This window comes from Pseudoalteromonas sp. Hal040 (assembly GCF_037162425.1).
Lineage (GTDB): Bacteria > Pseudomonadota > Gammaproteobacteria > Enterobacterales > Alteromonadaceae > Pseudoalteromonas > Pseudoalteromonas gelatinilytica.
Genome location: NZ_JARLUU010000001.1, coordinates 124,131 through 136,853, shown reverse-complemented (window position 1 = coordinate 136,853; position 12,723 = coordinate 124,131). Strand labels below are relative to the sequence as shown.

The 12,723-nt window shown below is 41.8% G+C and carries 11 protein-coding genes, 1 tRNA gene and 2 pseudogenes; 7 read left to right on the top strand and 7 right to left on the bottom strand.

Annotated elements, in window-relative coordinates; translation table 11 throughout:
• The first annotated feature begins 8 nt into the window (after positions 1–8).
• From P4S60_RS00620 to P4S60_RS00600, 5 genes are all read left to right on the top strand, one after another.
• Entirely contained in the window at positions 9–734 is a 726-nt protein-coding gene (locus P4S60_RS00620; protein WP_337114643.1) for an SDR family NAD(P)-dependent oxidoreductase, read from the top strand.
• A gap of 166 nt (positions 735–900) precedes the next feature.
• Positions 901–1,326 carry a hypothetical protein gene (locus tag P4S60_RS00615; RefSeq protein WP_337114642.1) on the top strand — a complete coding sequence of 142 codons (426 nt, stop codon included), beginning with the start codon at positions 901–903 and terminating at the stop codon, positions 1,324–1,326.
• The gene (locus P4S60_RS00610; protein ID WP_337114641.1) at positions 1,277–1,573 is read left to right on the top strand and encodes an amidohydrolase family protein; all 297 of its coding nucleotides are present in this window, start codon (positions 1,277–1,279) and stop codon (positions 1,571–1,573) included. The genes P4S60_RS00615 and P4S60_RS00610 overlap by 50 nt, the downstream gene beginning before the upstream one ends.
• Positions 1,574–1,617: 44 nt before the next feature.
• Positions 1,618–3,165 carry a S41 family peptidase gene (locus P4S60_RS00605; RefSeq protein WP_337114640.1) on the top strand — a complete coding sequence of 516 codons (1,548 nt, stop codon included), beginning with the start codon at positions 1,618–1,620 and terminating at the stop codon, positions 3,163–3,165.
• Positions 3,166–3,173: 8 nt separating this feature from the next.
• Positions 3,174–3,548, top strand: a complete 375-nt coding sequence (locus tag P4S60_RS00600; protein WP_337114639.1) for a hypothetical protein — start codon at positions 3,174–3,176, stop codon at positions 3,546–3,548.
• Between the two features lie 81 nt (positions 3,549–3,629).
• Here the strand turns inward: P4S60_RS00600 and P4S60_RS00595 are convergent, their stop codons facing one another.
• The 5 genes and pseudogenes from P4S60_RS00595 to P4S60_RS00575 form a co-directional block, all read right to left on the bottom strand.
• Positions 3,630–6,650: a TonB-dependent receptor gene (locus tag P4S60_RS00595; protein ID WP_337114638.1), complete on the bottom strand. Its 3,021-nt coding sequence runs from the start codon at positions 6,648–6,650 to the stop codon at positions 3,630–3,632.
• Between the two features lie 410 nt (positions 6,651–7,060).
• Entirely contained in the window at positions 7,061–8,236 is a 1,176-nt protein-coding gene (locus P4S60_RS00590; protein ID WP_054552450.1) for a mandelate racemase/muconate lactonizing enzyme family protein, read from the bottom strand.
• Positions 8,237–8,245: 9 nt separating this feature from the next.
• A pseudogene (locus P4S60_RS00585) lies at positions 8,246–9,012 on the bottom strand (class II aldolase/adducin family protein).
• A gap of 128 nt (positions 9,013–9,140) precedes the next feature.
• Positions 9,141–9,464, bottom strand: a complete 324-nt coding sequence (locus P4S60_RS00580) for a c-type cytochrome (RefSeq protein WP_063701876.1) — start codon at positions 9,462–9,464, stop codon at positions 9,141–9,143.
• 103 nt (positions 9,465–9,567) lie between these two features.
• A complete protein-coding gene (locus tag P4S60_RS00575) occupies positions 9,568–10,107 on the bottom strand; it encodes a DUF2058 domain-containing protein (protein WP_063701878.1) in 540 nt (179 codons plus the stop codon).
• A gap of 232 nt (positions 10,108–10,339) precedes the next feature.
• On the opposite strand from P4S60_RS00575, the pseudogene P4S60_RS00570 reads away from it, so the two are divergent.
• Positions 10,340–11,475 (top strand): annotated as a pseudogene (locus P4S60_RS00570) (MFS transporter).
• Here P4S60_RS00570 and P4S60_RS00565 read toward each other — a convergent pair.
• Positions 11,442–11,942: a prolyl-tRNA synthetase associated domain-containing protein gene (locus P4S60_RS00565; RefSeq protein WP_063701883.1), complete on the bottom strand. Its 501-nt coding sequence runs from the start codon at positions 11,940–11,942 to the stop codon at positions 11,442–11,444. The pseudogene P4S60_RS00570 and the gene P4S60_RS00565 overlap by 34 nt on opposite strands.
• Complete coding sequence (locus P4S60_RS00560) at positions 11,943–12,329, bottom strand: hypothetical protein (RefSeq protein WP_337114637.1); 387 nt, start codon at positions 12,327–12,329, stop codon at positions 11,943–11,945.
• 165 nt (positions 12,330–12,494) lie between these two features.
• Here P4S60_RS00560 and P4S60_RS00555 point away from each other — a divergent pair.
• Positions 12,495–12,570: transfer RNA gene (locus P4S60_RS00555), tRNA-Ala, on the top strand.
• Positions 12,571–12,723 lie beyond the last annotated feature (153 nt).

The window sequence follows — 12,723 nt, the reverse complement described above, 5'->3', positions numbered from 1 at the left end:
GGTAAAAAATGACAAACGTTGCAATTGTCACCGGTGGCAGCAAAGGTATTGGTAAAGCTGTAGTTGAGCGTTTAGAGCGTGAAGCCTACACAGTTTATAACTTGGATATCACCCCGTCTGAGGGAAATTATCACTACTGTGATGTCAGTGATGTTCAGCAGGTGAAGTCGGTTATTGCCGACATTATTACACAGACGGGTCGCGTTGATGCTTTAGTCTCTAATGCGGGTCGTCATTTAAGTGCCAACATTGAAAATACCGATGAAGCAACGTTTGATGCCCTGTTTGCGCTCAATGTGAAAGGTGCCTATGCAGCAATTCAAGCTGTATTACCTAGCATGAAAAGCCTGCAAGGCGGTAGTATCGTATTGGTTGCCTCTGATCAGGCAATCATTGGCAAACCAAACTCGTTTGCTTATAACCTAACCAAGCACGCGCTAGCTTCCATGGCAAAAACGACAGCACTCGATTATGCGGCGTTTAACATTCGTGCTAACGCGGTTTGTCCAGGTACGATAGAAACACCACTGTTTCATAATGCGATTGATGCATATTGCCAGCGCAGTGGTGCCGATAAAGCAGAAATTGTTGCTGAAGAAGCCGCGCTGCAACCGCTAGGCCGTTTAGGGCAACCAGAGGAAATTGCTGCTTTGGTGAACTTTTTAATAAGCCCAGAAGCAAGCTTTATTACTGGCAGCTTACAAAGCATTGATGGTGGATACACCACGCAATGAGCGACAAAATTATTGACCCCCATGTGCACTTTTTTAACCTCACTGAGGGTCAATACACTTGGCTACAAGGTAGCAATTCCCCCCTTGGCCAAATTTAGATAAAATCAAAAAGCAAATTACTACCTCAGAACTTAAAGCCGCTTGTCCATTTCAACTAGAAGCTTTGGTGCATATTGAAGCTGGGTTTGATAATCAAGCGCCTGTGAATGAGCTTAATTGGCTTGCAACATATTTAAATGACATTCCTTATCGCGCAATCAGCTACAGCGCGATTGACGCATCTAGCAAACACTTTGAAGTGTCACTCAATGAGTTAGATCATCCATCTTTGGTTGGTATTCGCGATATAACCGAAGGTGATGAAGCCAAGCGCTTATTAACTCCTCACTGCCAAGACAACCTAGCCATGCTCGCAGGCGAAAACTTACACTTTGAAGCACAGTTTGAAATTGAAAACATGCAGGCAACTGAGCAGCTGATTAAGTATTGCACAGCCCTGCCATCATTACGTGTGGTGATTAATCATTTAGGCTTTATTTGTGATGAGCAAAGATGGCTTGAAGCAATCATTAAGCTCAGCCAGTCGCGATAATATCTCGATAAAGTTCTCAGGCTTAGAATTCACGCAAATTGCCGTAAACAAACATCTTTGGCTGGTTAATAATTTAGTTAAGTATTTTGGTGAACATCGCGTTATGTTTGCCAGTAATTTCCCTGTTTGCCAAATGAATACCAGCTACACAAACTGCTGGAAGCACTATCACTCATTGTGCTCGCAGTCGAGTTTATGGCATAAACTAAGCTATAAAAACGCCCGCGAAATCTATCTAATTGCTTAAAAACTAGCTATATTCAGGTCAGTAAAGCTGTTTAGGTTGGTGTTATGTTTGTTCATTTTAAAAAGCCTTTAGCTGCTGTAGCAGTTACGTGTTCGCTTATCATTGCAGGCTGTGGTGGTTCTGGTAGCTCAGAGTCAGGGACTATCGATGCTGCAGATATCACATGGACTCAAGGTGTATTTGAGCCATCAAGTAAATTTGACCAACAATGCCAAGCACTCAATGAAAAGCACTGGCTACGCGCTTGGAGTCACGAAACCTATCTTTGGTATGACGAAATAACGGACCGCGACCCTGCATTAACTGACGGTGTTTTAAATTACTTTGCCTTATTAAAAACCCAAAACACCACGGAGTCAGGTGCAAACAAAGATAACTTTCATGCCAGCTTGCCAACTGACGAATGGCAAGCTCAGAGCCAATCTGGGCAGTCTTTTGGTTATGGCTTTAAACTTAAGTTAATCAGTGCCAGCGCCCCTCGCAAAGGGATTATCAGCTACACAGAACCTAATTCTCCGGCTGCAAATCTCAATCTGAGCCGAGGCTTAGAAGTCGTTGAAGTGGATGGCGTTGACTTTGTTAATGCCAGCACCCAAGCTGAGGTTGATGTATTAAATGCAGGCCTCTTTCCTTCGGAATCCGGCAAAGTAACCTCTTTTGTATTCAAAGACATTAATACCAGCGAAATTCGTGAAATCACTATGACTGCACAAACCATTACAGGCCAAGCAGTTAGTAACATTCAGACCTTTGCCAATGGTGAAGTAGGCTACTTTCAGTTTAATCGCCATAATGCTGTGGCAGAAAAGCCTTTGTATGACGCCTTTAATAGCTTAGCTGCAAGTAACGTTAAAGACTTGATCATCGATATGCGATACAACCCTGGTGGATACTTATTAATGGCCAGCCAAGTTGCTTACATGGTGGCAGGCGGAAACAATACCTCAGGCAAAATCTTTGAACGCACTATTTTTAACGATCAACATCCAACCTTTAACCCAGTTACTGGCGATCGCTTAGAACCCGTTTATTTTACCGATGAGTTTTTAGGCTTTGCCGAAAACCCAGCTATCAGCCCAGGAACCCCATTGCCTTCGTTGAACCTAGAACGTGTTTTTGTGCTGACAACAGGCAACACCTGCTCAGCCAGTGAGGCCGTGATTAATGGCCTACGGGGTGCTGATATCGAGGTAATTCAAATAGGCGAAACAACCTGCGGTAAACCTTATGGTTACTACCCGACTGATAACTGTGATACCACTTATTTCAGTATTCAGTTTACCGGCGTCAATAACAAAGAATTTGGTGAATATGCTGATGGCTTTGCGCCACAAAATAGCAATGATAGCGAGTATCAGCCAGTGATGATCCCAGGCTGTGCTGTCGCTGATGACTTCACACACCAATTAGGCGATGAAAATGAAGCTATGCTAAGTACTGCACTTAGCTATCGCGAGACAGGCCGTTGCCCTCAAGCCACTTCAACGATTAGTGAACAAGGGTTTGCACCAGCAATTTTTACAGACACACCAAAAGTGCATGACATCCGTACTTCGACCTTACTTCAGCAAAGTAAAATTTTAGAGCAGTAGGAACCTTAATGAGAGCCCAACTAACTAGTGTATTACTGATATCGACGCTGCTAGGCTGTAATGCACAAAGCCAAGAGCCAACACCTAAATTACAACATGCGCGGCTAACTGAGCCACAAAGTGAGCTAATAGCACAAGGTATTGCCAGATTAATGCATAGTAAGCCAATCGCAGTTGCCGATGATGCGTTTATAAATAGCAGTGTGTTAGTCACAGATAGTATGAGTGTTGTGGATGCTAAGGGTAACCCGATGATGGGCAAACAGCTAGCGATGCCTGAGCGCTTTGAATTATTAATCAAAAACAGCATGTGCTTTGTCCGCCATTTAGATAGTAAAGCAACCGAACCACTACCTTTGGTAAAATGCAGGCCAATTGATTAATTTAAACCTGAAAAGTAGATATAAAAAAAGCCCTTACGGGCTTTTTTAGTCGGGGGACAATCAAATTGATTGTTCTTATGCTTAGAAGCGAGCTTCAAATCCTAAGCGTACATAGCGAGGTGATTGCCATGTATACGCAGATCCATAATAAGAGTTAACTTCACCCTCATTTTGCTCATAATGCTCATTTGCTGATGTGATTTCTTGGCTATTAAGTACGTTGAATACGTTAATAGTCGCACGCATATCAATATCAGATACTGTGAAGTCATATGCAGCTGATAAATCTAGGTTAAACGTCCAAGGAGTACGACCTGCTGTACCGCGAGTGTGCTGCTCATAGATTTTTTCGTCTTGTTGACATTCGCCATCACCATTTGTGTCTGGACACTCATTGGTATAGATGTAGAAAGTATCACCCCAGCCGCCATTTAGGTTTGGATCTTTTGATGGGTAACCTTGACCAAATAAGCTTTGTGGACGACCACTTTGAAGTGTCGCATTCCAACCAACTGTTAGGTTTTCAACAGGCTCCCAGCTACCGAAGAACTTGAACGTATGACGACGATCGTTAGGCTGATAACCTTGTGAACCATCCATTACTGCAGGGAAATCGAAATCTTGCGTAATACCCGCATCAGCTTGGCCGATGTCAGACTTAACAGCACCTTCGAAGTTACCAACACTACGCGCCCATGTATAACCAAATTGGTAGCGGATAGTTTCTGCGCGGTAATCTAAGCTAAATTCAACTGACGTATACTCATTGTTTGCTTTCGGCAAGCCGATTGTTTCTGCTGAGTAAGTTGTTAGTGAGCCAGCATCTGGAACACCGTCATTATCAAAGCTTGAGTCACCCCAATCTGTGCCATTCCAGTAGTAACCATCGCTGTACCAGCTTGATGTAGAACCTGGATTGATCATGACGCAGTATGGGTATGCATAACGGCCACAGTAATCATCAAGTGCGGTTGCAACTTCACGATACGTACCTTTTACACCCACAGTGTATTCATCATTAAGCGCTTGTTGTACACCGATGATGTACTCATCTTTAGAGAACGGATCCGCTTCTTTTGCTTGGAAAATATCTTTTTCCGGAATAACTGGTACACCACTCACTTGTTGTGAGTTTGCTAAACCACCACTACCGATAGAATCAGCTAAAGGAGCAAGGCCTGTTGGTGCGCCAGTTGTAGGATCAACACCCGTATATGTGTAGGCAGTCGTGATATCACTTACACCTGATGCCGCACGGAAAATCGTGTTATTAGCAACTGGTAAGTAGTAACGACCATATGTACCGTACACTTTTGTATCACCCGTACCTGTTGGATCCCAAGTGAAACCTAAGCGCGGTGCAATGTCTGTTTTAAAGCTTGTTAATAACTTGCCTGTTGTACCCCAACTATCGAATTCATCGATACGTAAGCCAACATTCACTGCAAAGTCATCAGTTACTTGCCAGCGGTCTTCAAGGTAGTAAGCTGTTAATTCTGATTCAAAGCTACCACCACCGTCAAAGATACGATCTTCAACATAATCAAGTGCAGCACCTGTGTTATTGGTAAGCGCACCATTATCAGCTTGCCAGCTACCATTTGCAGCAAGTGTACGATAGTCATAGCTATGACCACCAATTGGTTGGCTGATTCGCTCTGATTTACGCTCTTGGTAATCGATACCAAAGCTAATTTCGTGTGCATCCCACACATACTCTACATCTAAGCGGTATTGAGTGTTGTCATCGTTATTTGCACCGTAACTACCACCAGCACCACAGCCAGTGATTGGGTTTGAAGTACCACGCGAGTCAGTTACACTTGGACAAACTAGGTTTTCAGACTGAGTTTCATATTCAGTTTTGATGTTACCAGCCATTGCAGTCACTACTAGGTCTTCTGTTAAGATACCTGTATAGCTTAAGCTTTGTGCTTTACCACCACGCTTTAGAAGTGCGCCATCGATACGATCACCAATCGCACCATTATCATATTCATAAACAGAGCGCTCGATATCACGACGGTTTGAGTAAGCGAAATAGCTTAAACGATGGTTGTCAGTAATATCCCAATCTAGTTTACCACCCCAGAATAAGTTATCGCCGCCTGATGCTGACTCTTTGCGATATTGATCATTTGGCGAGAATTCGTCACCACCCCAAGTATATGTAGACTCAGTATCACGAGGGTTAACTAAGCCGTAGAAGAATAAAGTGTCTTCAATTAACGGACCGCCCACTGCTAAAGTGATATCAGCACTATTATCAGAGGCTACGCTTTCATCTCGGAAAATTTGCCCGGCACCTTGGTTACCACGAGAGATTGAGCCATCATCTTGTAGTGAATCAGGGGCATATTGCACAACTGCAGAGAATTCCCACTCATTGGTACCACTTTTGGTCGTGGTGTTAATCGTACCACCTGTCGCTCGGCCAAACTTAGCTGAGTAACCACCCGTTTTTACTTGGAATTGGTCATAAAATTCGAACGGCACTTCACCACAGCCTAAACCTTGACGTGTATTTGTAACCTCTAGACCATTAATATAACAAGCATTTTCAGCTACAGATGAGCCACCAAATGACGCAGTGTTACCAAATGCACTATCACCTTTAACTGCACCAGGTGCTAATAATGCAACCGAAGTAAGGTCACGGCTAATTGGCATACGGTCGATTTCAGCATCGGTAATAACTAAGCCTGAGTCAGCTGTAGATAAATCGATAGATGAAATACGCGCACCAACAACCTGGATAACTTCAGGGCCCGAGTTTGCAACGCTTGCTAAATCAAAGTTTGCCTTTGAGTTAGCACCTAAAGAAACACGCACTTTATCTTCAGCAACAACATTACCGTCTTTTAGAATCTGAATGTCATAGTTACCTGATGGTAGTGATGCAAAGCGGAACGTTCCATTTTCTGAAATATTTAAAGTACGTTCTAAACCTGTTGCTGGGTTTTTAACTTTTACAGTGTATGAAGAGGTATTTGTCACATTCTGAACAGAACCAATAACGTCTGATGCTGATGCGGGAAGGGCTAAACCTAACGATGCAGTTACTGCAATCGCTGTTATGCTTTTCCGAAACATTGATTTCATTTTTGTATCCCTGTTTAAATTATAATTATTCATACCTTTAAAAAGGCATATTTACATTAGTAAAGTGAAACAAGAATGTAAATTAAAAAACATAAATATATTACAAAAAATCCATATTTATTAGAAATAATGGATAAATGTAACTTTATGTAATCAATAGGATTTGCGAAGTATAATTTCAGAAACATAAACAATTAACATTGAAACTATATTAAAAAAGTAAAAACAACCCTTATACTTAACATTAAACCTAAGGAATTAAGGCTTTCCTTTTTAATCACCGATCGTTAATTATTTTATAAATGAGCCCAATAAATAATTTTTAACAATTACACTTTCTCACAAAAAAAGCCCTTACGGGCTTTTCATTGTTCAAAATTAAATTTTAACTTTGATATTGTGAATTAGTGTTACTTAATCTCAACACGTTGAGAACGCATAACAACTTCATCATTTAATTCAATACCGATACCTGGCTCTTCTGATACTTGGAAGAAACCATTTTTAGGTTGTGGATCTTGAATACACAATTCACGGTTCCATTTCTTAATCGCATAGGTGTGATGTTCGTGAATTAAGAAGTTAGGAATTGCGGTTTCTAAGTGCAAGGAAGCTGCGGTTGCAACAGGGCCGCCACACACGTGAGCTTGAATACGCACATCGAAGATATCAGCATAATCACACACTTTTTTAGTTTCTGTGAAACCACCACATAGACCTAAGTCTGGCTGAAGTACATCAATACTTTGATCTTCTAGATATGGACGCACACCCCAGCGATTATACAAACGTTCACCACCTGCAATTGGCACGGCAACTTTGTCGGCAACTTTTGCGTGTAATGAATGATTTAAGTAGTTCACTGGCTCTTCGTAATACATACAATCGAACTCTTCAGCAATTTCACCAATTTGAATTGCTGATGTCGCGCCTGGTAAGCTGTGACATTCAAAAATAATATCAACTTCGTCACCGACGGCTTCACGAATAGCTTGCATGCGCGCACGATATAACTTCATTTCTGCACGAGAAATAATGTTAGTTCGGTCATAATAAGTATTGCCGTTTTTATCGTACTGAATAGGGTCAACTTTTACCGCATCATACCCTTCAGCCATCGCCTTAAGTGCAGCTTCTGCATATTCTTCTGGGTGAACAAGTGCTTTAAATTCGCTGTCCCAGTCAAACTGTAATTGTGATGCATAAGTACGTAGCTTGTCGTTAACTTTACCGCCTAATAGCTGGTAAACAGGCAGGCCTAATGCTTTACCTTTAATATCCCAAAGCGCAGTATCAATGGCGCTCATTGCTGCATACACAACAGGACCACCACCTAAACCCCAAAAGCTTTCGCGTAGCATTCGTGACCACAGTTTTTCTGTTTGAAATGGGTCATGACCAATTAAAAAGGCATCAGCCATTTCTTTGATCATTGCCGCAGCTGCACTATGACCTAAATCATAAGCCAGACCCGCTTCACCTACACCGCTAATACCTTCATCGGTGTGAATACGCACAAAAACAGGTGTCCAAGCAGGTCTGTCTGGACAATGAATATCGAACACTTCGACGCGATTAACTTTCATGGTTACTCCTTACTGAGCAAAACTAGGATCAAGACGATAAGCTTTACGCAACATTGCTGGCCAAGCTAGTTGACCACCCGTGCTGCCGCTATGCACGACATTCGCTTGATTATAAATATTATCGATAATTGGTTGTGGTACCGGAATTGCCGTTTGACCACTGGCTTGAATAGCCAATTGAATTTCACACGCACGCTGCAAATCGTAAAAGCGCATAAACGCATCACCCACGGTTGGGCCAACGGTTAAACCACCGTGGTTAACCAATAACATGTGATTGGTGGTGCCTAAATCATCTTGCAGACGCTTTTTCTCATCACTGTTTACCGCTAACCCTTCGTAGCCGTGATAAGACAATGATGTCAATGAAAACATTGAGTATTGGCTTAGTGGTAACAGGCCTTTTTTTGCGTTGCAACGGCGATGGTTTCTTTTGTGTGTAAATGAATAACACAATGAGCATCATCACGAACTTCATGAATGGCACTATGAATAGTGAAACCTGCCGGGTTAATTTTAAACGGCGTGTCATCAAGAATGTTGCCTGCTAAATCGACCTTTACAAGGTTCGATGCCGTCACTTCATCAAAACTTAAACCAAACGCATTAACCAAATACTGATCTGTCCCTGGCAAGCGGGCAGACAGATGAGTGTAAATTAAATCACCCCATCGAAAGTGCTCCACCAAACGGTAACAGGCAGCTAAATCAACACGAAGCTGCCATTCTTGTTCAGATACTTTATTTTTTAAATCGAGTTTTGGTAAGTCAAACATGGGAAACCTTGTAAATGTGACACAGCACAAATAGATGTATAGAAGTCTAAATTACTATTAATGGATGATCAATAGGTGATACAAAAAGGCCACATCAATTGATGTGGCCTTTTTCGCTTTATGTATGCTTATTTTACTTGCGATAAGTAATCAGCAATTGCAGCCATTTCTTCTTCAGATACGTTTGCAACCATCGCTTTCATCGCAGCAGTCATACCGTTACTACGCGCACCTGATTTGATGTCTTTCATTTGCGCTAGTAAGTACTCTTTATTTTGACCATTTAATTTTGGGTACTGAGCCATGATAGGCGCTTTACCTTCTGGACCGTGACAAGTTTGGCAAAGCTTAGCTGTGTAAAGAGCTTGGCCATCCGCTGCCATCGAATTGAAAGATAAGCTTGCAGCCATTGCAATGCCAGCCCCACATAAAATTTTCGTGATCTTGCTCATTTGTATCTTCTCTTTATTGACGGGTTATTAAACATTTTCTTTAGTGTAGACCATGATTTAACAATATTGCACCCGAAAATTGTAACGGCAATCGAAACAGGTGTTACCAAATTAAATCATCAGGTACTTCAAAATCAGCATACGGATCATCTTCATCCTTCTGCTTATCTTCAGGCTCAACATGGAACACTATATAATCTTCGCTGACCTCAGCGACTTTTCGCGCTGGCTCGTCTTCCAGTACAAAAAATTGGCCTTCTAAAACACAAATTGCTAAACGGCCACCAGCAAGGGCCTTTTGTGTTTTTTCGTTTACTTCTAGCTCTTTCACTTTATTTTGATAAGTGAAGTTAAATGTTCGGTCACCACGAATTTCATCTTGATTGTGATGCTCTAAAATTTGCTTAACGCGGGCAACTTGCTCACGTTGTTTTTGCTCTTCTAAACGCGCTTTATTAAGCTCATCGGCTTTTTTCTGCTGCTCAAGCTTAGTTTGCTCAATATGTTTTTGTAAATCGCTCGGATTACTGGTGGCGCCTTTCTTTTTCTTCTTTTGCTGTTTGCGCTTTTCTGTTTTGGCTACTTTAGCTTTGTGTGCCGTAGTAAGGCCAGCTTTAAGTAATTGATCTTGTAATGAACCCATGACGAAATTCCAATTTAATAATGCGTATTAGGGTTATTTTAATCAGCTCTGCCAACAAATAACAGTACTGAGCCCACTTGATTCACAGCAATCGAGTATATTGCAGTGAGATTAACATGCGATGAAATCATGACACTTTGATTTAACGCAAGATTTATAATTTTAGTCGCCTTTGAACTTGTAAAAAAACCTGTACCCGATAAGCTAGGGCTTTTCCTCTAGGGAGCTAAAAATGCAGCTGCGACATTTGTTACTTTGCTCTGTATTTATTTTCTTTGTTTTATACGCCCCACAACCCTTACTAGGATTATTCGCCAGCCATTTTTCTGTATCGCCAGCGACTGCCGGTAGCTTAATGACCGCGACGATGCTGCCACTGGCCATTGCTCCTTTAGTTTACGGCTTGTTCTTAGCTAAGCGAAATCCACTTACAATTTTAAAATTTGCCATGCTCGTGTTGGCCATAAGCTGCGTTGCTTTTACCTTTGCACCAAGCTTTGAGCTGCTATTGCTGGTTCGCTTTATCCAAGGGATCACTCTCCCGCGGCGCTCACCGCTATGACCAGTTATATAGGTGTGACTTATCAGGCCGACCAATTACAACGTAATATGACGCTTTACATTGGCAGTACCATAGTCGGTGGCTACTTCGGACGCATGCTTGCCGCCTTGTTTACAGACTTTTTAAGCTGGCAAAGTTTTTATTATGTGATTGCGCTAGGGTTAGTACTGTTTGCAATCGCCATTCCCAAATCAAGCAAAAGCGCAAGCATTCACGCTGCAAAATCGCCGCTGTTGTATCTAAAGCAATTAAAAGATCCACTCGTATTAAAGCTCTACGGGGCAGTATTTTGTATGTTTTTTTGCTTTGCAGCACTGTTAAATTATTTACCTTTCATTTTGCAAGACAGCTTTGCTATCACCAATACCCGAGATATCGGACTGGTTTACAGTGGCTATTTATTAGGTGCGCTGGCATCCATAGCCACACCTTGGCTGTTACGTAAGTCATCAACACCTTGGCGTTTGCTAACTTGGGTCTTTGTATTCTATAGCCTAACAATGGTGTTATTAATGAGCCAACAGTTACTGCTATTTGTGGTCGCTTTTACTGGCTTTTGCGGTGCAATGTTTGTGATCCACTCAAGTGCCGCCCCACTGGTAAATAAAATCAGCAGCGCACCAGCAAGCGTGACGAATGGAGGCTATGTATCGTTTTATTATAGCGGTGGCGCACTGGGTTCGTTATTGCCTGGGCTGGTATATCAGCAACACGGCCAAGTTGCCTTTATGACCGTGCTACTTTTAGTCTGCTTAGTGGGTTTAAGCTTAGTTTATTTGGCAGGTAGAAATACGATACGCGGTTGATGCCCGGTACTTTCAAAAAAGCGCTCTAAATCATCTTTTTTCATCAGCCATGTCGCGGTATTTTCAAAAGGGTGACAATGAAAAAGCTCGTTAAACCAAATTTCTTGGTCTAGCCAAAGGGTTACATTATTTTGCTTATCGTTTAAAAGTGCCAACATAGAAACACAGCCCGGTGGCACTTTTAGATAACGCGCTAATCGCTCATCGGATGCAAACCCTAATCGAGATAAGCCTTGCTGCTGAGCAATAGCCTTTAAATCAAGCTGCTTGTCGTGAGCAGTGATCACTAAAAAGTGGCGCTTGCCTTCGTTATCTCGTAAAAACAAGTTTTTTAATCGAGTGCCCGGTCTATCGAGCATAAATTTATCGGCATCTAAGCTACCGTGTAATGGTGGATGCTCAATCACATCATAATTAATATCTAATTGAGCTAGCGTAGCAGCTAACTTGCTTTTATCTGCATACATTTACAAACAACGTCCTCGTAATTGCACACTTAAATCACGCCATAATACTTCATCAATGACGTGCTTATCGTCACAGTATTGTCGTTCTTTAAGTTCTTCGTTTAATAATTCCACCGCTTGATCCTCAAGCATGAGTTTTAAGTTGCTTGATTCTTCAAAGACTTCTTGTTCGGAAAAATCTTTAAATTGGCTTCGTGTCATAGGCTTATCAAGGTTTATTGGGCGACGACCTTGGGCTTTTACTGACACCACATAGGCAAAAATTTTATTGCCTTGGTCGTCATTTTTTTCGTAAAACTGCTTATTGTTAATTTCAAACGGAGGGGCCTCTTCTTGGCTTGCGCAACCGGCAAGTAAAGCAACCAAAAGCCATGCTATTTTTTTCATTATTGGATAAGCCTTGTACAGTGTATGCGCACTAGTCTATCAAAAATAAAACAACAGAGTAAAAATTCGATCATTTTAAAAAAATACTTGACCAAAAATGCAAAAATATTTAAAGTTCACCCCGCTTGAGACGCAAGACTTAAGCATCCTGTATTTTAGGAATGTGGGGCTATAGCTCAGCTGGGAGAGCGCCTGCCTTGCACGCAGGAGGTCAGCAGTTCGATCCTGCTTAGCTCCACCACCTTCCTACTCTTCTTTAGGCAATCTGCCGAATCTTTAATAAAAACCAATACATTCTAAGTTAAAGCAATTTTATTTGTCTTTCTGTCGTATTCGTTTTATAACAGACACAAAAAAACCGAGCAAAGCTCGGCTTTTTAAACAATTTTTTAGC

Bases quoted from the DNA above. Each gene is read 5' to 3' on its own strand.
- P4S60_RS00605 (WP_337114640.1), top strand. From the start codon at position 1,618: ATGTTTGTTCATTTTAAAAAGCCTTTAGCTGCTGTAGCAGTTACGTGT.
- P4S60_RS00580 (WP_063701876.1), bottom strand. From the start codon at position 9,464: ATGAGCAAGATCACGAAAATTTTATGTGGGGCTGGCATTGCAATGGCT.
- P4S60_RS00610 (WP_337114641.1), top strand. From the start codon at position 1,277: ATGAGCAAAGATGGCTTGAAGCAATCATTAAGCTCAGCCAGTCGCGAT.
- P4S60_RS00565 (WP_063701883.1), bottom strand. From the start codon at position 11,942: ATGTATGCAGATAAAAGCAAGTTAGCTGCTACGCTAGCTCAATTAGAT.
- P4S60_RS00620 (WP_337114643.1), top strand. From the start codon at position 9: ATGACAAACGTTGCAATTGTCACCGGTGGCAGCAAAGGTATTGGTAAA.
- P4S60_RS00595 (WP_337114638.1), bottom strand. From the start codon at position 6,650: ATGAAATCAATGTTTCGGAAAAGCATAACAGCGATTGCAGTAACTGCA.
- P4S60_RS00575 (WP_063701878.1), bottom strand. From the start codon at position 10,107: ATGGGTTCATTACAAGATCAATTACTTAAAGCTGGCCTTACTACGGCA.
- P4S60_RS00560 (WP_337114637.1), bottom strand. From the start codon at position 12,329: ATGAAAAAAATAGCATGGCTTTTGGTTGCTTTACTTGCCGGTTGCGCA.
- P4S60_RS00600 (WP_337114639.1), top strand. From the start codon at position 3,174: ATGAGAGCCCAACTAACTAGTGTATTACTGATATCGACGCTGCTAGGC.
- P4S60_RS00590 (WP_054552450.1), bottom strand. From the start codon at position 8,236: ATGAAAGTTAATCGCGTCGAAGTGTTCGATATTCATTGTCCAGACAGA.